Here is a 23,137-nt window from a genome sequence, read left to right on the forward strand (position 1 = left end):
AACGCACCTATTCCATCCGACACACATGAGCACACCTGCGCTGACCATTCTCAAAGCCATTCTGAGCATCCCCATTGCCTTTGGGCTCGCCTATCCGCTTATCCATCCGTCAGAAGAGGGAGGCGTTCTCGGCGAGATGGAGATGCTTGGGCCAATCGGCGGCATCGTCGTCATCGCGGTTTTCCTGGCTCTGGTCTATGCCTACGCGAGCGACCTCAGGACTACCCTGAAATCGGTCGACCGAGGATCGCGTGTGGCCGAACCCAACAGCGTCTGGCTGATGTTCCTCTTGCCATACAACTTCATCGAGGACTTCTTCATTATTTCCAACGTTGCGAAGTCCCTGGAAGCGGAGTCTCATATCAATCCGGCTCTGTCGGGTTTGCGCTCGTTCGGCCGGATCAGCGGCATCGGGTGGTGTCTTGCCCAGGTTCTTTCGTTGATACCCAATGCCATTGGCTCCATCGCCGGCGGAGTTGCGGTTTTCCTCTGGGTTTGGCACTGGGTGTTTGTGCGTCGAGCGAACAAGATGCTCGCCGGCAGCCAGGTCTCCGTGGCTATCGGTTGATGCAAATCAGGGAAATACGCCAGCGGAAAAATCTCCCATTTCTTCGCGCATCAAGCGCCGCCACGCCGTCTCCCGGTTCAACGTACGAAACAAAGATCAGACATTTCACTCAGGTTATTAGCATTCTTTCAACACGAAAGAAAGAAAATTCCTAGTGTAATTTTTGGTAATTCTTCTGTAACATTTGTAGAAATCCGGATGCATAGAATTCTTACACCAAATAACAACCAGCCAAATCAGCATCGCATTTAGGCACGAACTCATGACTTGCGATGGTGAGAGCTGGTGACAGAGATTGCACACCCATGGCACAAGAGAAGAACGACTACACCCTGTGGCTTACCGGTCTGAGCGGCGCCGGCAAGTCAACCCTCTCGCGCGAAATCGCCCGGCAGTTGCGCGCACGCGGCATTCCGACCTGCATACTCGACGGCGACGAGTTACGGGCAGGCGTATCTCCCGATCTCGGTTTCTCGCGAGAAGACCGTACCGAGAACTGTCGTCGCACCGCCGAAATGGCGAAATTGCTCAATGCGCAGGGTTTTACCGTCATCGTCGCGCTGATCTCGCCTTATGAAGCCGACCGGCAACGGGCACGGCATATCGTCGGCGCAGATCGGTTTGTCGAGGTCTATCTGAAAACCGATATTGCAACCTGTTCCGCACGCGATCCGAAACAGCTCTATGCAAAAGCAATCACCGGCCAGACGACGCAATTCACCGGCATCTCGGATCCTTACGAAGTACCGATCGCACCCGATCTCGTTGTCGAAACCGGGATGATGGATATCGCGTCTTCGGCCGCACACATCATGGCGTTCGAGCGACAGCGATTCACGCACGCTTGATACCGTCCGGGTTCATTTCCCTTCAGGGCGCCCCCAGTTCACTTTCCGGCAGTCGGACCAGCCGCAATGGCCGGCCCGGCGCCGGGAACGCCACGCTGCAGAACCGCCCCCTCCCGCGCCTGTCCGGTCCGCCGGCATCCATCGAATTTCCGCCGGCAAAGACTCAACACGCCACGACATGATGGCAGCCACGCGAGCGCGGCCGAATCGTCGCACCGCTACCCCACCCGCTCCGCCGTCGCATCGAACGCCTGCTTCGCCTTGTCGACGATTTCGTCGACCTCCGCCTCGCGAATCACGAGCGGCGGCGACAACAGCATCCGGTCGCCGGTCGCGCGCATAATCAGGTTGCCGTTGAAGCAGAAGTCGCGGCAGATCGTGCCGATATCGACATCCGCACCGAACCGCTCGCGCCGGCCGCGGTCGCGCGCAAGCTGAACGCCCGCGACCAGCCCCGTGCCCGCAATCTCCCCGACGACCGGATGATCACCCAGCGCGTCGCGCAGCCGACGCTGGAAATACGGCCCGATGTCGTTCTTCACGCGCTCGACGATGCCTTCGTCGCGCAGCAGCTTCAGGTTCGCGACCGCGACGGCCGCCGCCACCGGATGGCCCGAGTACGTGAGGCCGTGATTGAATTCGCCGTTGTCGATGATCGGCCGCGCGACGCGCTCGTGAATGCCGACCGCGCCCATCGGCACGTAGCCCGACGTCAGGCCCTTCGCCATCGTGATCAGGTCCGGCTCGAAACCGAAGTGCTGGTGCGCGAACCATTCGCCGGTGCGCCCGAAGCCGCCGATCACTTCGTCGGCGACCAGCAGGATGTCGTACTTGCGGCAGATCCGCTGGATTTCCGGCCAGTACGTCGACGGCGGGAAGATCACGCCGCCCGCGCCCTGGAACGGCTCGCCGATGAATGCCGCGACGTTCTCAGCGCCGAGTTCGAGGATCTTCGCTTCGAGCTGCTGCGCACGCGCGAGGCCGAATGCTTCCGGCGTCTCGCCTGCCTGCGCTTCGCCGAAGAAATACGGCTGGTCGATGTGCACGATGTGCTCGACCTTCGACGGCATCTGCTCGTGCATGTAGCCCATCCCGCCGAGCGTGCCGCCCGCGATCGTCGAGCCGTGGTAGCCGTTCTTGCGCGAGATCACGTACTTCTTCTGCGGCTTGCCCTGCACGCGCCAGTACTGGTGCACGAGGCGCAGCACGGTGTCGTTGCCTTCCGAGCCGCTGTTGCAATAGAAGAAGTGGTTGAAGCCGGCCGGCGTCACTTCCGCGAGCATCGCGGACAGCTCGATCACCGGCGGGTGCGTCGTCTTGAAGAACGTGTTGTTGAACGGCAGTTCCTGCAGCTGGCGATACGCGGCGTCGGCGAGTTCCTTGCGGCCGTAGCCGACGTTCACGCACCACAGCCCGGCCATCCCGTCGATCACCTTGTTGCCGTCCGAGTCCCACAGGTAGACGCCGTCGGCCTTCACGATCACGCGGCTGCCGGCGCGGTTCAGCGCGCCCATGTCCGAGAACGGGTGGATGTGGTGCGCGGCGTCGAGCGCGCGGTATTCGGCGGTCGAATGCGGCGGGAAGGCTTCGTGTCGGTCGGTCATGTTTTCTCCGTCAAACAGCGCCGCACGTCACACGTGCAGCAGCAGATGCCTGCGTTCCCACGAGCTGATCACGCGGAAAAACGCTTCGTATTCGGTTTCCTTCAACGCCAGGTACGCCTTCACGAACTTGTCGCCGAGAATGCCGGCAAGCGGCTCGCACGCGGCCATCAGCGAGATGCCTTCCTCGAGGTTGCGCGGCAGCTGGTAAGGCAGGTCGTAACCGTCCGATGCGATCGGCTCGGTCGGCGCGAGCTGCTGCGTCATCCCGAGATAGCCGGCGGCGAGCGTCGCCGCGAACACGAGGTACGGGTTGCAGTCGACGCCCGGAATCCGGTTCTCGATGCGGCGCGCGACGGGGCTCGACTGCGGGATGCGGAAGCCAACCGTGCGGTTGTCGTAGCCCCACTGCACGTTGATCGGCGCGGCCATGAAGCGCGACAGGCGGCGGTACGAATTGATGTACGGCGCGAAGATCGGCATCAGCGCCGGCGTGTACTTCTGCAGCCCCGCGAGATAGCTGTGGAACAGCGGCGACACCGAACCGTCCTCTTCCGCGAACAGGTTGCGCCCGGTGCGCAGGTCCGCCAGGCTCTGGTGAATGTGCATCGCGGATCCCGGCTCGCCTTCCATCGGCTTGGCCATGAACGTCGCATACATGTTGTGACGCAGCGCGGCCTCGCGTACCGTGCGCTTGAACAGGAATACCTGGTCGGCCAACGGCAGCGCGTCGCCGTGCACGAAGTTGATCTCCATCTGCGCCGCGCCGACTTCGTGGATCAGCGTCTCGATATCGAGGCCCTGCATTTCGCAGTACTCGTAGATATCCTCGAACAGCGGATCGAACTCGTTGACGGCCTCGATCGAATACGACTGGCGGCCGGTTTCCGCACGCCCCGTGCGGCCGATCGGCGGACGCAGCGGCAGGTCGGGATCGGCATTCATGTCGACGAGATAGAACTCGAGTTCCGGCGCGACGACGGGCTTCCAGCCCTTTTCCCTGTACAGTTCGAGCACGCGGCGCAACACGTAGCGCGGCGAGATCTCGACCGGCGAGCCGTCGAAATGCACGCAGTCGTGGATCACCTGCGCGGTTGGATCGACGGCCCACGGGATCAGGCAGATCGTCGACGGATCGGGCACGCACACCATGTCGGGATCGGTCACGCCGGTCAGCGTGCCGTCCTCCGGATAATCGCCGGTGACGGTCTGCACCATCACGGCCTGCGGCAGCCGCATCGATTCGCCGGATTCGAATTTGTTGCGCGGAATGATCTTGCCACGCGCGATGCCGGCCATGTCGGGAATGATCGCCTCGACCTCGGTAATGCGGTGCTGTCGCAGGAATTCGCTCAGTTCGGGTTGCATGATCGGCCTCGTTCAGTCGACGTCGGATGCGGCCGGCGACGGCATCGCGCCGCCGGCCGCATGAAGGCGTTGCGTCATGCGCGCGCGGCACGCCACGCCGAATGCCGCAAAAATGTCGCGCGACAGCGGCTGTTCCGCGTAGCGCCATTCGGGATGCCACTGCACGCCGAGCGCGAACGCGCGCGCGCCGCGCACGCTGACGGCTTCGACCAGCCCGTCGGGCGCTCTCGCTTCGACGTCGAGCCCCGCACCGAGACGCGCGATGCCCTGGTCGTGCAGCGAATTGACCGTCGCCTCCTGCACGCCGCGTGCAACCCGCTGCAGCAGGCCGCCCGGCGCGAGTCGCACGACATGCGCGGGGCCGTACTGCCGTTCGAGCGGATCGGCCGGCCGTTCGCGATGGTCGTCGAAGCCGTTCGTCGCGTGCAGCCGCTGATGCAGCGTGCCGCCGTACGCGACGTTCAGCTCCTGCATGCCGCGGCAGATCGCGAGCACGGGCACGCCCGCGTCGATCGCCGCGCGGATCAGCGGCAGCGCGGTCGCGTCGCGCGCGGGGTCGTGCAACGTATCGGGCGCACTCGCGGCCTCGCCGTAATGACGCGGTTCGACGTTCGAATAGCTGCCGGTCAACAGCAGTCCGTCGACTGCCGCGACGATCGCGTCGGCCGGCTGCCGCGCGCCGAGCGCGGGCAGCACGAACGCCAGCACGCCGGCGCCGTCGACGAGCGCGGCGAGGTACTTCTCGCCCGCCGTGTGATTCGGATGCGCACCGCGCAGGATGCGGTCGGCGGTGACGGCTACGATCGGGCGCGCATGCATGAGCGTCTCTCCTGCTCCGGTAATCGCGCACGCCACACGTGCGCACGGGACGATGAAGGCCTGCAGTTGTGCCGCATGCGCGCGCGATCGCGCAGCGCATACGCATGCACATGAGCGATCCTGCCGCGCGGACGATGCGGCAAGCGGCGGTGCGGCCCGGGACGGAAGCGGAAAACGGCGCTAGGGCAACAAGGATGCGCTGCCGTCGCACTGCACCGCGCTGAATACATGCGCGGTCACGAGGTTGAAGCGGCGCAGGCCGCGATGGGAAAGGGCGAAGAAACGAGGCTCGCGTAAAGGGGCGGCACGCGTGCCGCAATCAGCATGCCGGTTCGGCCCGGCCTGAGGCGGCGCGCCCGCCGACGGACTTCGCGTCCGGCGTATCGAAGGGCTGGCGGCTTTCACGATCGTACTCGACTGACTGAAGGAGGCAGGACACGCGTCGCGATCAAGCGCATGCGGCAAAGCCGCGCGGCGACACGTCGGCAAGGTGTCACGCAGCGGTTTCGGCGCGGTAGGGCCAGCGTCGATGCCCCCGCCGCCGGTGCGCGCGTGACGACTTCCTGACATTCAGCTTATATCACCTAAAAATTGCGTCAAATTTTCAGGTGCCGATGACGACATCGATCAGACGAAAAAAACGGCATCGATCTCCGCGATCGATGCCGTGTTGTGCATTGCGTCGGCGCGCATGCTGCATGCCGACGGGCCGCGACGCCCTGCTCCGCCGCGCTGCCGCATGCGTGCGGTCCGCGCTCAGCGATGCGCGAGCGCGGTTTCGACGAGCGTCTGCAACAACGGCGCAATTCGCGCTGCACGCGCTTCGTCGTACGCGTACGGACGCGTCTCTTCCATGTAGGTGATCTGCGACAGCTCGAGCTGCACGGCCTCGACACCGGTATCGGGCACGCCGTAGTGACGCGTGATGTAGCCGCCCTTGAAGCGCCCGTTCGCAACGGCCGTATAGCCGCCGTGCGCGAGCACGCGCGCGGCCAGTGCCTCCGCGAGACCGGGCGCGGCACTCGCGCCGCTCGACGTGCCGAAGTTGAAATCCGGCAGGCGGCCGTCGAAGAAGCGCGGCACGTGCGAGCGGATCGAATGCGCTTCCCACACGAGCACGCGGCCGTGTTGGCGCTTCAGGCGCGCGATCTCGCCCTGCAGCGCGTCGTGATACGGCAGCCAGTAGCGGTCGCGGCGACGCATGATCTCGTCGTTGCCGGGCAGCGCGTTCGCCGGATAGAGCGGCGCCTTGTCGAACGTATCGACCGGCACGAGCCCTGTCGTGTCTTGCCCCGGATACAGGTTCTCGTTGTCGGGCGGACGGTTCAGGTCGACGACGTACCGTGCGTGCGACGGCACGAGGATCGATGCGCCGAGATCGGCCGCGAAGCCGTACAGCCGCTCGAGATGCCAGTCGCAATCGTCGACGAAGCGTGCATCGGGCGTCATCGTCGCGGCGATGTCGTCGGGGATGTGCGTGCCTGCGTGCGGAATCGAGATCAGCAGCGGCAGCGTGCCCTGCTTCAGCGTGAATACAGCCGGTTGTTCAGTCATGTCGCATCACCGTAAGAGTCTGCCGGCGCACGCACGCAGCGTGCGCCGGTTGCCGCGCGTCAGCGCAGCAGTTGCGCCAGCGCGGCGCGGTAGTCCGCATACGCAGCGGCTTCGTCGCGATGCCGGCGGCCGCTCACGACGCGTTCGCCGCCCGTGTAGACGTCGAGCACGGGCGTCTCGCCATGCTCGGCGAACACGATACCCGACAGCCACGACGTGCTGCCGTGTTCGGCGATCACCGGATGATCGGGATCGAGCACGAGCCAGTCGGCACGGCAGCCTTCGCGCAGCGCACCGACGCGCCGCCCGCTCGCCTGGGCGCCGCCCGCGAGCGATGCGTCGAACAGGCGGTCGGCGACATGCGCCTGCGACTCGCTCGCCAGCACGTTGCGCGCACGGTGCACGAGCCGCTGCCCGTATTCGAGCAGGCGCAGTTCCGAGCGCCAGTCGACCGATGCGTGGCTGTCCGAACCGACGCCGATCACGCCACCCTGTGCGAGATAGTCGACAGCCGGGAACACGCCGTCGCCAAGGTTCGCCTCGGTCGTCAGGCACAACCCGGCGACCGCGCGACGCTTCGCGAGCGCGGCCGTTTCGGCCGCATCGACGTGCGTTGCGTGCACGAGGCACCAGCGCGCATCGACGTCGAAGCGATCGAGCAGCCACTGGACGGGACGCGCGCCGTATGTGCGCACGCAATCGTCGACCTCGGCCGTCTGCTCGGCGATATGGATGTGAACCGGCGCGTCGTCGGGCAGCCCGTCGATCAGCGTACGCAGCCCGTTCTCCGACACCGCGCGCAGCGAGTGCGGCGCCACGCCGTAGCGCAGGCCGCCGTGCTCGGGCGCCGCGCGACGCATCGCGTCGAGCAGTTCGAGCAGGCCGTCCGGCGTGTTGATGAAGCGGCGCTGGTCGTCGCGCGGCGGCTTGTTGCCGAAGCCGGCGAACTGGTAGGACACCGGCAGCATCGTGATGCCGATGCCGGCCGAGCGCGCGGCATCGATCACGCGCGTGCCGAGCTCCGCGAGCTGCGGGTAGCGCGAGCCGTCCTGTGCATGATGCACGTAGTGAAATTCGCACACTGACGTATAGCCGCACTTGAGCATCTCGACATACAGCCAGCGCGCGATCGCCGCGAGCGCGTCGGGCGTGATCTTCAGCGCGAAGCGGTACATCAGGTCGCGCCAGCTCCAGAAGCTGTCGGCGGGATTCGCGCGGTATTCGGTGAGCCCCGCCATCGCGCGCTGGAATGCGTGCGAATGCAGGTTCGGCATGCCGGGCAGCACCGGCCCGGCCGCACGCGCGACGCCTGCCGGTGCGTCGCTATCGGGCGTCACGCCGGTCAGCGTGCCGGCCGCGTCCCAGCGCAGCAGCACGTTGCGGCGCCAGCCGTCGGGCAGGTACGCATGGTCCGCGAACAACAGGGTGTCGGTCATTCTGGTTCCTTGTCGAGCGGCCGGGTCACGCGCCAACGTGCCCGGCCCGCTGCAAAACTAGCCGTTCATCCGGCGAAACACGGTCGAGCCGCCGCGCACGACCTGCTCGCACAGCGGCCGGCCGATCCAGTACGCGAGCTCCGACAGCGAGCCGACCGACCATGCGGCGAAGTCGGCCTGGCGTCCGACCTCGAGCGCGCCGTGGCGATCCGCGCGGCCGAGCGCCGCGGCGGCATGGCGCGTAACGCCCTGCAGCACTTCGGGTACCGTCATGCGGAACAGCGTGCAGCCCATGTTCAACGTCAGCAGCAGCGATTCGAGCGGCGACGTGCCGGGGTTGTGATCGGTCGCGAGCGCGATCGGCACGCCGTGCTTGCGCAGCAGCTCGATCGGCGGCAGTTGCGTTTCGCGGATGAAGTAGTACGCGCCGGGCAGCAGCACGGCGACCGTGCCGGCCGCCTTCATCGCCTCGATGCCGGCTTCGTCGAGAAACTCGAGGTGGTCGGCGGACAGTGCGCGGTAGCGCGCGGCAAGCGCCGTGCCGCCCGCGTTCGACAGTTGCTCCGCATGCAGCTTCACGGGCAACCCGCGGCGCGTCGCGGCCTCGAACACGCGTTCGGTCTGCGCGAGCGAGAAGCCGATGCGTTCGCAGAACACGTCGACCGCGTCGACGAGGCCCTCGTCGGCCAGCGCCGGCAGCATCCGGTCGCACACTTCGTCGATGTACGCGTCCGCACGACCGGCATACTCGGGCGGCAGCGCATGCGCGCCGAGGAAGGTCGTGTAGACCGTGACCGGGAAGCGCTCGCCGAGCTGGCGCGCGACGCGCAGCATCTTGCGTTCGCTCGCGAGGTCGAGCCCGTAGCCCGACTTGATCTCGATCGCGGTCACGCCTTCGGCGAGCAGCGGCTGCAGGCGTGCGGCGGCCTGCACGAACAGCGTCGTCTCGTCGGCCGCGCGCGTCGCGCGCACCGTCGACACGATCCCGCCGCCCTGCCGCGCGATTTCCTCGTAGCTGACGCCCGCGAGGCGCTGCGCGAATTCGTCGGCACGCGTGCCGCCGTACACGAGGTGCGTGTGGCAATCGACGAGGCCCGGCGTCACCCACGCGCCGTGCAGATCCTCGCGCTGCCAGTGCGCATAACCGTGCGGCAGCGCGGACCACGCGCCGAGCCAGACGATCGTGCCGGTTTCGTCGACGGCGATCGCCGCGTCGTCGATCGTCTCGTCGGGATGGCCGTGCGGACACAGCCTCAGGTGATGCCAGACAGTCGGTTTCATGCGTTAGTCTCGTGCGCCGATGGCGAGCGATACGGCGAGCAGCGCGCCGCTACCGCTCATGACGACGTCAAACGCACGCAGCGGCCCGTCGAGCCGCAGCGTGTCCATTTCTTCCAGTGCGTAGTGCGTGCCGTCGATCTCGACACCGACGGCGCCGGTCGCGCAAAACAGCAGCACGGTATCGGCGTGCGCAACACGGTGCACACCTGCGCGCCACACGTCGAGCGCGCCGCGCGCGGCCGAGCGGCGCGTCATCAGGTTGAAGTCGCGTGTCGCGCCGTCATGCAGCGTCGCGTCGATCGCCGCTTCCCCGGCGAAATCCGCACGGGCCAGCGGCGCGTCGAGTACGTGCTCCGCACCGCCCGCTTCGGCGAGCGTCATGCCCGCGCCGGACAGCAGCACGAGCGTGCGGTCGACGCTATCGAAACGCGAGAACGGCCCGGCCGTGCCGACGTCCGCGACGCTCACGCGCCACGCGAACGTATCGAGGGCCGCGCCGGGCGGAAACGCGCCGATCTCGCGCGTCACGCCGCCGCCGTTCTTCCACGGCGACGCGACGAGATCCGCTGCGCGAATCATCGTCGCGTTCACCGGCGCCTGGTCGAGCGCCGTCATGCTCAGCGGCCGAGCATCGGCAGCTTCAGGCCGGCTTCGCGGGCCGTCTGCTGCGCGAGTTCGTAGCCGGCATCCGCATGGCGCATCACGCCCGTGGCCGGGTCGTTCAGCAGCACGCGACCGAGACGCTCGTGCGCTTCAGCCGTACCGTCGGCGACGATCACGACGCCCGAGTGCTGCGAGAAGCCCATGCCGACGCCGCCGCCATGGTGCAGCGACACCCACGATGCGCCGCCTGCCGTGTTCAGCAGTGCGTTCAGCAGCGGCCAGTCGCTGACCGCGTCCGAACCGTCCTTCATCGATTCCGTCTCGCGGTTCGGGCTCGCGACCGAACCCGTGTCGAGGTGGTCGCGGCCGATCACGATCGGCGCCTTCAGTTCGCCGTTCTTCACCATCTCGTTGAACGCCTGGCCGAGGCGATACCGATCCTTCACGCCGACCCAGCAGATCCGTGCCGGCAGGCCCTGGAACGCGATGCGCTCACGTGCCATGTCGAGCCAGTTGTGCAGGTGCGGATCGTCGGGGATCAGCTCCTTCACCTTCTGGTCGGTCTTGTAGATATCTTCCGGATCGCCGGACAGCGCGACCCAGCGGAACGGGCCCTTGCCTTCGCAGAACAGCGGACGGATGTACGCCGGCACGAAGCCCGGGAAGTCGAACGCGTTCTCGACGCCCATTTCCAGCGCCATCTGGCGGATGTTGTTGCCGTAGTCGAGCGTCGCCGCGCCGCGTTCCTGCAGCGCCAGCATCGCGCGCACCTGGACGGCCATCGACTGCTTCGCGACCTTCACGATGCTCTGCGGATCGACCTTCTGCGCTTCGCGCCATTGCGCGACGGTCCAGCCTTGCGGCAGGTAGCCGTTGATCGGGTCGTGCGCGCTCGTCTGGTCGGTCACGCAGTCCGGCGTGATGCCGCGCTCGACGAGTTCCGCGAACACGTCGGCTGCGTTGCCGAGCAGGCCGATCGACACGGGCTTGCCCGCGCGCTTCGCTTCGTCGATCATGCCGAGCGCTTCGTCGAGCGTCGTCGCCTTCTTGTCGACGTAACGCGTCTTCAGGCGGAAGTCGATGCGCGTCTCGTCGCATTCGACCGCGATCATCGAGAAGCCGGCCATCGTCGCAGCCAGCGGCTGCGCGCCGCCCATGCCGCCGAGGCCGCCCGTCAGGATCCAGCGGCCCGACGGGTCGCCGTTGAAGTGCTGGTTCGCGACCGAGAAGAACGTTTCATAGGTGCCCTGAACGATGCCCTGGCTGCCGATGTAGATCCAGCTGCCGGCCGTCATCTGGCCGTACATCATCAGGCCCTTGCGGTCGAGCTCGTGGAAGTGGTCCCAGTTCGCCCAGTGCGGCACGAGGTTCGAGTTCGCCAGCAGCACGCGCGGCGCGTCCTTGTGCGTACGGAACACGCCGACCGGCTTGCCCGATTGAATCAGCAGCGTTTCGTTTTCCTCGAGATCCTTCAGCGACGCGAGGATCTGGTCGTAGCATTCCCAGTTGCGCGCTGCACGGCCGATGCCGCCGTACACGACAAGCGCATGCGGATGCTCGGCGACTTCCGGGTCGAGGTTGTTCTGGATCATCCGGTAGGCCGCTTCGGCCAGCCAGGTCTTGCAGGTCTTCTCGCTGCCGCGCGGCGCGCGGATCGTGCGCGTCGGATCGAGACGGGGATCGATGTGTTTCGGATGGTTCATGACGACTGCTCCCGAAGGAAAATGACTATCAAATAGGAATCAGAAATGCCCGGTGAAGCGATAACGGCTGCCGGGATGCCACAGATTCGCCACCGAGGCGACGACGCCCTGCGACCAGGTGCGCCGATGTAAAACCAGACACGGCTCGACGTCGTCCATCCGCAGCTGCTCGCGCCGCTCCGGCGCCGGGGCCGCCGCTTCGATCCGGTACTCGACGCGCTGCAGCGGGGCCGCGCGCATCAGGTACAGGTTCGGCGTCGTATTCGTGAAATCCTGCTCGGCGTAATCCGGCGCGACCACCGGATTCACCCATCGTTCTTCGAGCTGCACGGGCTCGTCGTTCTCGAAGTGCAGCACCTGCGAATGAAACAGCTTCGTGCGCACGGCTACCTGCATCTCGTCGGCGAGCGCCTCGTCGGCGCGGATCGTGTCGAGACCGAGCACGCTGGCGTGATACGCATGCCCGCGTGCGCCGACTTCCTCCGAGATGCTGCGGATCGCCACCAGCGTCGACTCGTACTTCGGCCGCGCGACGTAGGTGCCCGCGCCCTTCATGCGCGTGAGCACCTGCTCGGCCGTCAACTCGCGCAGCGCGCGGTTGACGGTCATGCGCGCCACCTTGAATTCGCGCGCCAGCTCGTTCTCGGACGGCACCTGGTCGCCCTCCTCCCACTCGCCGGCGTGGATGCGGGCCAGGATGAAATCCTTGATCTCCTGGTAGACCGGCGCGCTCATCGGCTTACTGTTCCGATGCGAACGAGAACGGTGCGACCTTCGCGAACGCACGCTCGCCGACGAGCTTCGCGATCACCGCGATGTCCGGCGCGAAGTAGTGGTCGAGTTCGTAGTGCGCAACCTTGGCGCGGATCGTTTCCATCACCGGCGCCAGCTTCGGGCTCGTGTGGTACGGCGCACGCAGGTCGACGCCTTGTGCGGCAGCCAGCAGTTCGATCGCGAGGATGTGCTTCGTGTTGTCCGCGATGTCGGCGAGCTTGCGCGCGGCGAACGTCGCCATCGACACGTGGTCTTCCTGGTTCGCCGAAGTCGGCAGCGAGTCGACCGACGCCGGGTGCGCGAGCGTCTTGTTTTCCGATGCGAGGGCGGCCGCCGTCACGTGCGCAATCATGAAACCGGAGTTCACGCCGCCGTCCTTCACGAGGAACGGGGGCAGGCCCGACAGCGTCGCGTCGATCAGCAGTGCGATGCGGCGTTCGGCCAGCGCGCCGATTTCCGATGCGGCGAGCGCGAGGTTGTCGGCCGCGAACGCGACGGGCTCGGCGTGGAAGTTGCCGCCCGACAGCACTTCGCCGGTGTCCGGGAAGATCAGCGGGTTGTCCGACACGGCGTTCGCCTCGACCAGCAGCACGTCGGCTGCATGGCGCATCTGGTCCAGGCACGCGCCCATCACCTGCGGCTGGCAGCGCAGGCTGTACGGATCCTGCACCTTGTCGCAGTCGCGGTGCGACTGGTTGATCGGCGAGCCTTCGAGCAGGTCGCGATACGACGCCGCTGCGTCGATCTGGCCCTGGTGGCCGCGCAGCTCATGGATACGGGCGTCGAACGGCTTCACCGAACCGGCTGCCGCGTCGACCGACAGCGCGCCGGCGACGAGCGCCGTGCGGTACAGGTCTTCGATCGCGAACATGTTGTCGAGCGCCAGCGCGGTCGATGCCTGCGTGCCGTTCAGCAGCGCGAGGCCTTCCTTCGCCTGCAGCGTCAGCGGCGCGAGGCCCGCGACGCGCAGACCGTCGAGCGCGCTCGCACGCTCGCCGCGGATGAACACTTCGCCGACGCCGAGCAGCACGGCCGACATGTGCGCGAGCGGCGCGAGGTCGCCCGATGCGCCGACCGAGCCCTTCACCGGGATCAGCGGCAGCACGTCGGCGTTGAACAGCGTGATCAGCGCGTCCATCACTTCGCGACGGATGCCCGAGTGGCCGCGGCCAAGGCTCGACAGCTTCAGCGCCATCAGCAGCCGCACCGACGAACGGGCCATCGGCTCGCCGACGCCGACCGCGTGCGACAACACCAGGTTCTTCTGCAGCAGCTCGAGCTGGTCGTGCGGGATGTGCGTGCTGGCCAGGCGGCCGAAGCCCGTGTTGATGCCATAGGCCGGCTCGCCCTTCGCGGCGATGTCGGCGACGGCCTTCGCGCCGGCGTCGATCTTCGCGAAGCTGGCCGGGTCGAGCGTCAGCTGGACGGATTCGCGTGCGATCTGGCGCAGTTGCGGGAGGGTCAGATGGCCGGGGGTCAACGTAATCATGTGAGCAATCCTGTCTAGACAAGTTCGGAATGGATTGAAGTGTAGCCATCACAACTTGTCTAGACAACCCGTTTTTCATAATTCCGACCTCGGGAGTTTCCCTGATGTCCGGCGCGGCCCGTCGGGCCGCTCGGCAGGATCCGATTTTTAACGAATGTTGCAATTATTTTGATTTTGGCAACATACGAATCGTCATCCGCCACGGAGACCACCATGTCCTTCCCATCACGATTCGCCGCTCGCGTCGGCCGCCCCCTGCTCGTCGTCGCGTGCGCGCTCGCGTGCGGCGCATCGCTCGCCGCCGAGCCGCTGTCCGGCACGCTCGAGAAAATCCGGCAGGCCAACCTGATTTCGATCGGCCATCGCGAAACGTCGGTGCCGTTCTCCTACGTCGATGCGAGCGGCAAGGTGATCGGCTTCTCGCAGGACCTGTGCGACCGCGTGATCGCCGCGGTCAAGGCGCGCACCGGCAAGCCCGACCTGCAGGTGCGCTTCATTCCGGTCACGTCGCAGAACCGCATTCCGCTCGTGCAGAACGGTACCGTCGACCTCGAATGCGGCGTGACCACCAACCTCGCCGCGCGCCACGCGCAGGTCGCGTTCTCGACCACCTTCTTCGTCGCGACCACGCGGCTGCTCACGCGCACGACGTCGGGCATCCGCGACTTCCCCGACCTCGCCGGCAAGACGGTCGTGACGAACCAGGGCACGACGTCGGAACGCCTGCTGCGCAAGATGAACGAGGAAAAGAAGATGAACATGCAGATCATCAGCGCGAAGGACTACGGCGAAGGACGCCTCACGCTCGAATCGGGCCGCGCGGCCGCGTACATGATGGACGATGTGCTGCTCGCGGGCGTGCGCCAGCTCGCCGCGAAACCGGCCGACTGGCAGATCGTCGGCACGCCGCAGTCGTCGGAAGCCTACGGGTTCATGCTGCGCAAGGACGATCCGCAGTTCAAGGCGCTCGTCGACGGCGTGCTCGCACAACTGATGAAAAGCGGCGAGATCAACGCGCTGTACGACAAATGGTTCATGAAGCCGGTGCCGCCGAAGGGGCTCGCGTTCGATTTTCCGATGAGCGACGTGATCAAGGCGCGCTATGCAGCGCCGAACGATGCGCCGCTCGAGTGATTGCCGTGCGCCGACGTCCGCTCACGCGCGCGTCCACGCGACGCACGCCGCATAGCCGGGCGCCGCGTCGAGCCACGCCGAGTCGAACGCCGCGACGCCGGCAGCGGGCGCGGCCGGCTCGACGATCGTCGTCGCAGGCGTCGCGGCATCGTGCGGCGGCACGACCGCGAACGCGCGCAGCCCGCCGACGATGCCCGTGCCGAGCGCCTTGAGCAGCGCCTCCTTCGCGGACCACACGCGCATGAATTCGCTCGCTCGCACCGCGAAGGGCATGCTGTCGAGATACGCGACCTCGGCGGGAGCGCAGACTTCACGCGTCAGCGCGCGCCAGTCGGCCACGCGGTTGCAGCCCTCGATATCGACGCCGACGCGGCCTGCCGGCGCCCACGCGATCAACGCGTGATCGCCTGCGTGCGACACGTTGAAATCGAGCGACGCGCGATGCGCGGGCTCCAGCGACGGCCGTCCCGATTCGTCGACGACGATCGCGATGTCCCGCGGCGCGATCCCGAGCGCCGCGCCGAGCACGTCGCGCAACGCGGCACGCGTCGCGGCACTGCGCACTGCATCCTCGTGCCGCAGGTAGCGCCCGGCACGCGCGCGCTCCGCGTCGCTCAGTGCCGCGTAGGCGGGCGATCCGAGCGGCACGCGCCAGTCGAAATCGACGCGCGCGACCTGCACGCCGGCACGCGACGCGGCCGGCGGCACATCGAGCAGATGCACGCGCCACGCGCGGGACAGGTCGTCGGAAATCTCGAAATCGGGCGGAATAGGCATCGGCACGCGGCAGCCAGGCGAACGAAACGTTCAATGTTAATCGATCGCACGGGACGGAGACCGACGCATCGCGACCGCGATCGTCGGCAGCAGCAGCGGGCAGCGGCGGCAGCCGGTGCGAGCGCCTCATCGACACGACGGCCGGGCTGCGCGCGCGTGCGCGTTCACCCGTGCGCGACAGCGCCCGGCACGCCGCTTCCCGCCAGCCGCGCACGCTGCGCCGGGTGGCGCGCATGGACGCGGCCCGGCGCATCGGCCGGCAGCGCGCCGTGTTGCAGCCAGTACAGCGCGACGGGCCACAGTGCGTCGGTAAAGCGGCTGTGAAAGAACGCGAAGTGACCGATCGCGTCGACGCCGATGTCGCGCGGCGCGATCCGCAGATGCGTGACGTCGCTGCCCGTGTAGTAGCCGACCAGCCGTTCGATCGCGTCGACCGTGCCGAACCCGTCGTCGTCGAGGCCGATCGCGAGCATCGGCGCCGGCAGCCGCGCGAAGCGGGCCGGCAGCGCGGCGCGGCTCGCTGCGGTCTCGGCAAGCAAGCCGTGCGTGTAGGCGTCCTCGAAGCGCGATTGCGAGCGCACCCACGACAGCGCGACGCCGCGCGGCGTGTCTTCCATCCAGCCGAACCGCTTCGCGGGCACGTAGCCGAACACGGCCGCGAGCGCCGGCATCGCGACGTGCCATTTCCACCACATGCGCCGCCGCTCTTCCGGCCGATAGTCGCGCCAGTACGCATACTGAGCGCCCACCGTCACCACGTGACGCACGTACGCATTCGACGCCGCGAGCCCGAGCAGGCAGCCGCCGATGCTGTGCGCGACGACGTCGAGCGGCTGGCCCGGAAATGCGTCGCGCGCGTACTGCAATGCGGCCTCGCAATCGAGCCGCCCCCAGTCGAGCCAGTTCGCGCGCAGCTTCGCGAGCCGCGCGGGGCGTGAGCCGCCGATCCCACGATAGTCGTACACGAGCACGTCGCGCCCCTGTGCGAACAGCCAGGCCGCGAAACGGAAGTAGTAGTCGCAGCGCACCGACGTCGCGCAATTAATGACCGTCACGGGCCGCACGGCGCCACCGCCGCGATGGCGCCACACATGGCCCTGCAATTCATAACCGTCGGCCGCGCGCAGTGTCACGGGCTCGGGTGGCAATGCACCCGCCGCGCGACCGCGCTGCGCTGCCCCGCTTCCTTCGCTCGAAATCGTCATCCTGTCTCCTGTCGGCGTCAGTTAGCGCTTCAGCGCTTACTCTGATCCCATGCTTCGCGGTCGGTCCAAGTTAGCGCTTTAGCGCTTACTTGCCCCCACGCCTCGCGATCGCCCCACACCCACCGTCAAGCCTCCATTGAACTTGACGCGTGCCGCGTTCTCAACCAATCTTGCTGCTCCGTTCGCATGAGTCACGCGCATGTCAACGCCTCTCGTCCGCCTCCCGTCGCTCGATCTCGTCCGCGGTTTCGTCGCGGTCGGCCGCCGCATGAGCATCACGCTCGCCGCGCAGGACCTGTGTGTCACACAGTCGGCGGTCAGCCGCCAGATCCACGCGCTCGAAGCGCATCTCGGCGTCGCGTTGCTACAGCGCGGCTACCGGAAGATCGCGTTCACGCCGGAAGGCGAGCGGCTGTTCCGCGTCGCGGATGCGGCATTGCACAGCCTGCAGGACACCGTCGCATCGCTCGCCGCCGCGCGCGAGCGCCAGCCCGTCACGATCACGGCCAGCATCGGCGTCACCGCGCTGTGGCTGTTGCCGCGGCTCGGGCGGTTGCAGGCGCGCCTGCCCGCGGTCGACCTGCGCGTCGCCGCGAACGACAAGGTACTCGATTTGCGCGCCGAAGGCATCGACCTCGGCATCCGCTATTGTCCGCGCAATCGTGCGCCGGCCGGCGCGCTGCGCCTGTTCGACGAGATCGTCGTCCCGGTCGCGCATCCCGCGCTCGCCGCGCGGCCGGTCACCAGCGCGGCCGCGATCGCCGATCACGTGCTGCTCGAATTCGACGGGCCTCCGCAGCCGCAGCTGCAATGGCACGCGCACCTGTATGCGGCCGGGCTCGGCGACGCGCGCCCGAAAGGCGTGTTGCGCTTCAACCAGTACGACCAGGTGATCCAGGCCGCGATCGCGGGCCAGGGCGTCGCGCTCGGCCGGCTCGCGCTCGTCGCGCCGATGCTCGCGGACGGGCGGCTCGCGGTGCTCGGCCCGCACACGCAGGCGTTGTCGGATACGTACGGCTACTGGCTGTTCCAGCACGATCCGGCCCCGCGTCGCGAAGTCGCCGACGTGCGCGACTGGATGCTCGCCGAAGCAGCCGAATGCGATGCGGCCATGCGCGCGCACGACACGACGTCGGCGGCGTAAGCCGGCGCAGACTATCCGGTGGCCCCCCGGCTGCGGGCAGTGCCTGCCGCTTCCATCGCATTCCCCGCACGCATGCCAACCTGACCGAATGATCGCTTGAGCGATAGCGACCCCGATCGTCTAATCGGATCGAGCGCGGCCGGTTTCGCCGCGCGCCCTCATCCGGAGACACGCATGACCCCGATCGAACAGGAAGTCCGACGTCGCTGGCTGCCCGTGCTGGCTGGGGGCCTGATCATGGGCGTCGCGCTCGGCATCCGCCACGTGCAGGGCCTTTTCCTCGCGCCCGTCTCGCTCGACCACGGCTGGTCGCGCGAAGCGTTCGGGCTCGCACTCGCGCTGCAGAACCTGATCTGGGGCGTCGCGCAGCCGTTCACGGGGATGATCGCCGACCGCTTCGGCTCGGCGCGCGTGATCGTCGTCGGGATGCTGCTGTATGCGGCCGGGCTCGTCACGATGGCGCATGCGGCCACGACCGGCCTGTTCACCGTCGGCGCGGGGCTCGTGATCGGCATCGCGCTGTCGGGCTCGGCGTTCGCGTCGATCTACGGCGCGCTGAGCCGCCTGTTTCCGCCCGACCGGCGCGGCTGGGCGCTCGGCGTCGCCGGCGCGATCGGCGGGCTCGGCCAGTTCTGCATGGTGCCCGTCGCGCAGGAACTGATCGGCGGCATCGGCTGGCGGCATGCGTTCATCGCGCTGGCGCTCGTCGCGGCGCTGCTCGTGCCGCTCGCCGTGCTGCTGCGCGACCGCCCCACGCAAGCGGCCGGCGCCGCGGCCGGCCCCGACCAGTCGATCGGCGAAGCCGTGCGCGAGGCGTTCGCGCATCGCGGCTTCTGGCTGCTGAACGCGGGCTTCTTCGCATGCGGCTTCCAGCTCGCGTTCATCGCGACCCACCTGCCCGCGTACCTGCTCGACCACGGGCTGCCGGCGCGCCACGCGAGCGTCGCGCTCGCGCTGATCGCGCTGACCAACGTGGCCGGCACCTATGCATGCGGCCATCTCGGCGGGCTGCTGCGGCGCAAGTACGTGCTGTCGGTGCTGTACCTCGTGCGTGCGCTGGCGATGGCGGCGTTCGTCGCCGCGCCGCTGTCGCCCGCGAGCGTGTACGTCTTCGCGGCCGTGATGGGGTTCACGTGGCTCGGCACGGTGCCGCTGACGAACGGCGTGATCTCGCAAGTGTTCGGCGTGCGCTACATCGCGACGCTGTTCGGCTTCGTGTTCTTCGGGCACCAGCTCGGCAGCTTCTTCGGCGTCTGGCTCGGAGCGCTCGTGTACGACGCGACACACTCGTACCTGCCGCTGTGGATCGGCTCGATCGCGCTCGGCGTGCTCGCCGCGCTGCTGCACCTGCCGATCGACGACGCGCGCGTCGCGCGGCCCACGCCCGGCAACGCGGCATGGGCCTGATCCGCGCGGCGCTGGCCGCCGGCACGCTCGCGTTCGTCATGTGGTGCGGCGCGGCCTACTTCGATTCGGGCATCGCATACGCGCTGCTCGAACACACCGCGTTCTGCAACTGACGTGGCGCACCGTGCCGCGCAGGCATGCGCTCAGCGCCGCTTCGGCAACGCGGCCAGCGCATCGAGCGCGCGGGCACGTGCGGCCGCGTGCTCGACGAGCGGTTCCGGATAATCGACGCCGAGCCGCACGCCGGCAGCCTCGAGCGCCAGCGGCGATGCTTCCCACGGCGCGTGGATCGACGCGTCGTCGAGGCCGGCGAGTTCAGGCACCCAGCGCCGCACGTATGCGCCGTCCGGGTCGAACTTCTGCCCCTGCGCAACCGGATTGAAGATGCGGAAGTACGGCGCGGCATCGGCGCCGCAGCCGGCCACCCACTGCCAGCTCGCCGCGTTGTTCGCCGGGTCCGCATCGACCAGCGTGTCCCAGAACCACGCTTCGCCCGCGCGCCAGTCGATCAGCAGGTGCTTGATCAGGAACGACGCGACGACCATCCGCACGCGGTTGTGCATCCAGCCGGTCGTCCACAGCTCGCGCAGGCCCGCATCGACGAGCGGATAGCCGGTCTGCCCGCGCTGCCATGCACGCAACGCGGCGGGATCGTCGCGCCACGGCATCGCGTCGAACTGCGCGCGGAAGTTGTCGGTCGCGAGCGCCGGGAAGTGATACAGCAGCGTGTAGCTGAATTCGCGCCAGCCGAGCTCGCTCAGGAATTTGTCGGCGTCCGCGGCGTACGCCGCACCGCCGGCGTGCGCGGCACCCTGCACCGCGTGCCATACCTGTCGCGGCGACACGTTGCCGAAGCGCAGGAACGGCGACAGCCGGCTCGTCGCGGGAAGATCCGGACGGTCACGTGCGTCCGCATAGCCGGCGAGCGAGTTCGCCAGGAAGGCGTCGAGCTGGGCGTGCGCGCCGAATTCGTCCGGTGCCGGCCATGCTTCGCGCAGGCCGCCGGCCCAGTCCGGCGCATGCGGCAGCAGCGCGAGCGCGTCGAGCGCCAGCGCGCGGTCGCGCACGGCTCTGGGCCACGGATGAAACGCGATCCGATCGGGTTCCGGCAGCGGTGCGGCGACCGTGCGATCGCGGCGCGCCGCCCGCCAGTATGCGGTGAACACCTGGTACGGACCGCCGCTGCCCGTCAGCACCTCCCACGGCTCGTTCAGCAGGCTGCCGTTGCTGCTCTCGACCGTGACGCCACCAGCCTTGAGCGACGCTTTCAGCGCCGCGTCGGCGTCGCGCTGCGGCCGTGCATAGCGGCGGTTCCAGTACACGGCTTGCGCGCCCGTGTCGTGCACGACACGCTCGATCTCGCGCCGTGCGTCGCCGCGCAGCAGCAACAGGCGTCCGCCGTGACGTGCGAGCGCGGCATCGAGCCCGGCCAGCGACCCGTGCAGCCACCAGCGTGCCGCGCCGCCGAGCGGGCGTCCTGCGCCGTCGCCGGTGTCGTCGACGAATACGCAGACGAGCGGCCGGCCCGACTCGACCGCGCGTGTCAGCGCGGGCTGGTCGGTCACGCGCAGATCGTCGCGGAACCAGACGATTGCGGGAGCAACGGACGACTTGGCAGGCACGGGCACCTCGGTGACATAAGCGAAAAGAGACGCGTATTGTCGCGGCTGCGCTGCGCGGTGTCGACGCCGGCCATCATGGCCGTCACGACCCGCGCGCGATCCGTACCAATCCGATGGAAGTCGCCCCGCAGAACGTCGGCACGCAAGGAATATTGCTCGGGCTGTGGTACGTCGACCGGTTTGTGCACACCGTGCACGGCTGACGCAACGCTGAACGCATCGAAGCACGCCGCGGCGGCCCGACGGGCCGACCGTGCCCGCCGGTGCGACCGGCTGATCCGGTCAACGATGCGTCGCGTCAATCGAGCCGGAACGCGGCCTCGAAGCGCTCGGCGAATGCGTCGAACTCGGCCTCCGGCAGATGGTTGATGCCGCCTGCGCGCTTGCGCCCGCCGCCCGTCGCGAAACCGCGGCAGAACTCGTCCGCGCCGAGCGGCCGGCCGTCGGGCACGCGCACGCTGACGACGAGCCCGCCGCCGGCACGCGGCGACAGCACCGCGAGCGCCGCATGCGGCGCATTGCGCATCCGCTCGTTCGCGAGCATGCCGGTCGCGCGCCGCGCCCACGGATGATCGGGCATCCGGACCAGCGTCGCCCCCGGCACCTCGCGCAGCGGCGCAAGTGCGCACGCACGCGCCATGTCGTCGCGGTAACCGTCGCGCAGCGCGGCGAACACGGCCGTCCCGCGCACGAAATCGAGCGGATCGACGCACGGCAGCATCGCATCCGCGAGCACCGCCGGATCGAAGTGCAGATCGCCGACGCACTCGCCGTACGCGTTGTAGTTCAGATAGCGCCCGAGTTCGGCGAGCACGCAACGCTCGGCTTCGTCGACCCCATGCTCGCGCGCCAGTGCGTCGCCGAGCGCCGGCAGTTCGTCGCCATAGGCCGCGACGATCGCCCAGCGCACGTAACGGCCGCCGAGATAGCGGTTCACGATCACGCTCGTGCAGACGTCGGCCGCCGTGTCGATATGCGCGTCGAAGCGCGGATGGTCGGGCAGATCGCCCGCGAAGTGATGGTCGAAGTAACGAACTGTCGCGCCGTCGCGCAGCAGCCGCACGCACGCGTCGCGGTTCTGGTCGTGCGACACGTCGAGCACGGTGACGATGTCGCCCGACCGTGCGTCGATCCGCTCGAGCAGCCTGATGTCGCGCTTCACGCCGGTGATGAGCGTGCCGTGCACGCGTTCGGCGAGCCGCAGTTGCTGAAGCGCGCACAGGCCGTCCGCGTCGCCGTTGAACGCGAAGACGTGCCGCGCGTGCTGATTGTCCCGCATGATCCGTTGCTCCATCGTCAAGCCATGAAATCGCCGCCGTTCGCGCGAGCGGCGTGCACGCCGAGTTCGCGCGCCCGGTATTTTGCCGCAACCGCGAGCGCCCCTTCGATACAGCGTAGCCGCGCTCCCCTGCAAACGGCTTGCGGGTCCGTTGCATGTTGATCGTCACGATCGCGCCGCGCAGTTGCCGTTGCCTATGCGGCACGACTTCCTGCATGAGTGCCATCGTGCGAAACACGCGGGTATCGAGCACGGCCCGTCGAGGTCGGTTTTCTCCACCGGCTCCGGAAACGAGCCGTACACGAATGCGCCGCCTCGACCGCGAGTTTCACGCCGAGCTTGGCCCACTCCTGGACTGTGGCCGACACGATGTCGTTTCATGTCATACGTCATCAGACATGAAGTCACACCTTCTCCGTCTCGCAAATTCTCCAAATTTAAGCAAAATTTCGGGTAAACCCGCGACGCCATCCCGAGCGCGCCGGCGTACTATGACGTACGACGACATACTACATAGATCGCCAC

General features: G+C 67.7%; 20 protein-coding genes. 6 read left to right on the forward strand and 14 right to left on the reverse strand.

What is annotated here, in order from left to right; all coding sequences use genetic code 11:
* Positions 1-25 precede the first annotated feature (25 nt).
* Positions 26-568 (forward strand): hypothetical protein, encoded by a 543-nt coding sequence (locus tag AC5LXX_RS11230; RefSeq protein WP_493409513.1) that lies wholly within the window; start codon positions 26-28, stop codon positions 566-568.
* Positions 569-873: 305 nt separating this feature from the next.
* On the forward strand, positions 874-1,416 hold the full coding sequence (cysC, locus tag AC5LXX_RS11235) for an adenylyl-sulfate kinase (RefSeq protein ID WP_493409514.1): 543 nt from the start codon (positions 874-876) through the stop codon (positions 1,414-1,416).
* A gap of 218 nt (positions 1,417-1,634) precedes the next feature.
* On the opposite strand, the gene AC5LXX_RS11240 is transcribed toward cysC, so the two are convergent.
* From AC5LXX_RS11240 to hutH, 10 genes are all read right to left on the reverse strand, one after another.
* Positions 1,635-3,020, reverse strand: coding sequence for an aspartate aminotransferase family protein (locus tag AC5LXX_RS11240; protein WP_493409515.1), 1,386 nt, complete (start codon positions 3,018-3,020; stop codon positions 1,635-1,637).
* Between the two features lie 27 nt (positions 3,021-3,047).
* Positions 3,048-4,385: a glutamine synthetase family protein gene (locus AC5LXX_RS11245; RefSeq protein ID WP_493409516.1), complete on the reverse strand. Its 1,338-nt coding sequence runs from the start codon at positions 4,383-4,385 to the stop codon at positions 3,048-3,050.
* Positions 4,386-4,397: 12 nt separating this feature from the next.
* Entirely contained in the window at positions 4,398-5,204 is an 807-nt protein-coding gene (locus AC5LXX_RS11250; protein ID WP_493409517.1) for a gamma-glutamyl-gamma-aminobutyrate hydrolase family protein, read from the reverse strand.
* A 756-nt stretch (positions 5,205-5,960) separates the two neighbouring features.
* Positions 5,961-6,758: an N-formylglutamate deformylase gene (gene hutG, locus AC5LXX_RS11255; RefSeq protein WP_493409518.1), complete on the reverse strand. Its 798-nt coding sequence runs from the start codon at positions 6,756-6,758 to the stop codon at positions 5,961-5,963.
* Between the two features lie 59 nt (positions 6,759-6,817).
* Positions 6,818-8,194: a formimidoylglutamate deiminase gene (locus AC5LXX_RS11260; protein WP_493409519.1), complete on the reverse strand. Its 1,377-nt coding sequence runs from the start codon at positions 8,192-8,194 to the stop codon at positions 6,818-6,820.
* 57 nt (positions 8,195-8,251) lie between these two features.
* Complete coding sequence (hutI, locus tag AC5LXX_RS11265) at positions 8,252-9,475, reverse strand: imidazolonepropionase (RefSeq protein WP_493409520.1); 1,224 nt, start codon at positions 9,473-9,475, stop codon at positions 8,252-8,254.
* 3 nt (positions 9,476-9,478) lie between these two features.
* A complete protein-coding gene (locus AC5LXX_RS11270) occupies positions 9,479-10,090 on the reverse strand; it encodes a HutD/Ves family protein (RefSeq protein WP_493409521.1) in 612 nt (203 codons plus the stop codon).
* A gap of 2 nt (positions 10,091-10,092) precedes the next feature.
* On the reverse strand, positions 10,093-11,781 hold the full coding sequence (gene hutU / locus AC5LXX_RS11275) for a urocanate hydratase (RefSeq protein WP_124456885.1): 1,689 nt from the start codon (positions 11,779-11,781) through the stop codon (positions 10,093-10,095).
* Between the two features lie 39 nt (positions 11,782-11,820).
* Entirely contained in the window at positions 11,821-12,516 is a 696-nt protein-coding gene (gene hutC, locus AC5LXX_RS11280; RefSeq protein ID WP_493409522.1) for a histidine utilization transcriptional repressor HutC, read from the reverse strand.
* 4 nt (positions 12,517-12,520) lie between these two features.
* On the reverse strand, positions 12,521-14,044 hold the full coding sequence (hutH, locus tag AC5LXX_RS11285; protein WP_493409523.1) for a histidine ammonia-lyase: 1,524 nt from the start codon (positions 14,042-14,044) through the stop codon (positions 12,521-12,523).
* Between the two features lie 213 nt (positions 14,045-14,257).
* Between hutH and AC5LXX_RS11290 the strand changes: the two genes are divergently transcribed.
* Positions 14,258-15,178: a glutamate/aspartate ABC transporter substrate-binding protein gene (locus AC5LXX_RS11290; RefSeq protein WP_493409524.1), complete on the forward strand. Its 921-nt coding sequence runs from the start codon at positions 14,258-14,260 to the stop codon at positions 15,176-15,178.
* A gap of 21 nt (positions 15,179-15,199) precedes the next feature.
* Here the strand turns inward: AC5LXX_RS11290 and AC5LXX_RS11295 are convergent, their stop codons facing one another.
* Together AC5LXX_RS11295 and AC5LXX_RS11300 are read right to left on the reverse strand one after the other, a co-directional pair.
* Entirely contained in the window at positions 15,200-15,955 is a 756-nt protein-coding gene (locus AC5LXX_RS11295) for a 4'-phosphopantetheinyl transferase family protein (RefSeq protein WP_493409525.1), read from the reverse strand.
* Between the two features lie 164 nt (positions 15,956-16,119).
* A complete protein-coding gene (locus AC5LXX_RS11300) occupies positions 16,120-17,160 on the reverse strand; it encodes an alpha/beta hydrolase family protein (protein ID WP_493409526.1) in 1,041 nt (346 codons plus the stop codon).
* Between the two features lie 199 nt (positions 17,161-17,359).
* Here AC5LXX_RS11300 and AC5LXX_RS11305 point away from each other — a divergent pair, with 199 nt between their 5' ends.
* The 3 genes from AC5LXX_RS11305 (at position 17,360) to AC5LXX_RS11315 (ending at position 19,824) form a co-directional block, all read left to right on the forward strand.
* A complete protein-coding gene (locus AC5LXX_RS11305) occupies positions 17,360-18,304 on the forward strand; it encodes a LysR substrate-binding domain-containing protein (protein ID WP_493409527.1) in 945 nt (314 codons plus the stop codon).
* A gap of 174 nt (positions 18,305-18,478) precedes the next feature.
* Positions 18,479-19,711, forward strand: coding sequence for an MFS transporter (locus AC5LXX_RS11310; RefSeq protein ID WP_493409528.1), 1,233 nt, complete (start codon positions 18,479-18,481; stop codon positions 19,709-19,711).
* Positions 19,702-19,824 (forward strand): hypothetical protein, encoded by a 123-nt coding sequence (locus tag AC5LXX_RS11315; protein ID WP_493409529.1) that lies wholly within the window; start codon positions 19,702-19,704, stop codon positions 19,822-19,824. Before AC5LXX_RS11310 ends, AC5LXX_RS11315 begins: the two co-directional genes overlap by 10 nt.
* 30 nt (positions 19,825-19,854) lie before the next feature.
* On the opposite strand, the gene AC5LXX_RS11320 is transcribed toward AC5LXX_RS11315, so the two are convergent.
* A complete protein-coding gene (locus AC5LXX_RS11320; RefSeq protein ID WP_493409530.1) occupies positions 19,855-21,333 on the reverse strand; it encodes a cryptochrome/photolyase family protein in 1,479 nt (492 codons plus the stop codon).
* 298 nt (positions 21,334-21,631) lie between these two features.
* A complete protein-coding gene (locus AC5LXX_RS11325; RefSeq protein WP_493409531.1) occupies positions 21,632-22,612 on the reverse strand; it encodes an acetyltransferase in 981 nt (326 codons plus the stop codon).
* Positions 22,613-23,137 lie beyond the last annotated feature (525 nt).

This window comes from Burkholderia torrens (genome assembly GCF_984668525.1).

Bases quoted from the DNA above. Each gene is read 5' to 3' on its own strand.
- AC5LXX_RS11230 (WP_493409513.1), top strand. From the start codon at position 26: ATGAGCACACCTGCGCTGACCATTCTCAAAGCCATTCTGAGCATCCCC.
- cysC (WP_493409514.1), top strand. From the start codon at position 874: ATGGCACAAGAGAAGAACGACTACACCCTGTGGCTTACCGGTCTGAGC.
- AC5LXX_RS11240 (WP_493409515.1), bottom strand. From the start codon at position 3,020: ATGACCGACCGACACGAAGCCTTCCCGCCGCATTCGACCGCCGAATAC.
- AC5LXX_RS11245 (WP_493409516.1), bottom strand. From the start codon at position 4,385: ATGCAACCCGAACTGAGCGAATTCCTGCGACAGCACCGCATTACCGAG.
- AC5LXX_RS11250 (WP_493409517.1), bottom strand. From the start codon at position 5,204: ATGCATGCGCGCCCGATCGTAGCCGTCACCGCCGACCGCATCCTGCGC.
- hutG (WP_493409518.1), bottom strand. From the start codon at position 6,758: ATGACTGAACAACCGGCTGTATTCACGCTGAAGCAGGGCACGCTGCCG.
- AC5LXX_RS11260 (WP_493409519.1), bottom strand. From the start codon at position 8,194: ATGACCGACACCCTGTTGTTCGCGGACCATGCGTACCTGCCCGACGGC.
- hutI (WP_493409520.1), bottom strand. From the start codon at position 9,475: ATGAAACCGACTGTCTGGCATCACCTGAGGCTGTGTCCGCACGGCCAT.
- AC5LXX_RS11270 (WP_493409521.1), bottom strand. From the start codon at position 10,090: ATGACGGCGCTCGACCAGGCGCCGGTGAACGCGACGATGATTCGCGCA.
- hutU (WP_124456885.1), bottom strand. From the start codon at position 11,781: ATGAACCATCCGAAACACATCGATCCCCGTCTCGATCCGACGCGCACG.
- hutC (WP_493409522.1), bottom strand. From the start codon at position 12,516: ATGAGCGCGCCGGTCTACCAGGAGATCAAGGATTTCATCCTGGCCCGC.
- hutH (WP_493409523.1), bottom strand. From the start codon at position 14,044: ATGATTACGTTGACCCCCGGCCATCTGACCCTCCCGCAACTGCGCCAG.
- AC5LXX_RS11290 (WP_493409524.1), top strand. From the start codon at position 14,258: ATGTCCTTCCCATCACGATTCGCCGCTCGCGTCGGCCGCCCCCTGCTC.
- AC5LXX_RS11295 (WP_493409525.1), bottom strand. From the start codon at position 15,955: ATGCCTATTCCGCCCGATTTCGAGATTTCCGACGACCTGTCCCGCGCG.
- AC5LXX_RS11300 (WP_493409526.1), bottom strand. From the start codon at position 17,160: ATGACGATTTCGAGCGAAGGAAGCGGGGCAGCGCAGCGCGGTCGCGCG.
- AC5LXX_RS11305 (WP_493409527.1), top strand. From the start codon at position 17,360: ATGTCAACGCCTCTCGTCCGCCTCCCGTCGCTCGATCTCGTCCGCGGT.
- AC5LXX_RS11310 (WP_493409528.1), top strand. From the start codon at position 18,479: ATGACCCCGATCGAACAGGAAGTCCGACGTCGCTGGCTGCCCGTGCTG.
- AC5LXX_RS11315 (WP_493409529.1), top strand. From the start codon at position 19,702: ATGGGCCTGATCCGCGCGGCGCTGGCCGCCGGCACGCTCGCGTTCGTC.
- AC5LXX_RS11325 (WP_493409531.1), bottom strand. From the start codon at position 22,612: ATGCGGGACAATCAGCACGCGCGGCACGTCTTCGCGTTCAACGGCGAC.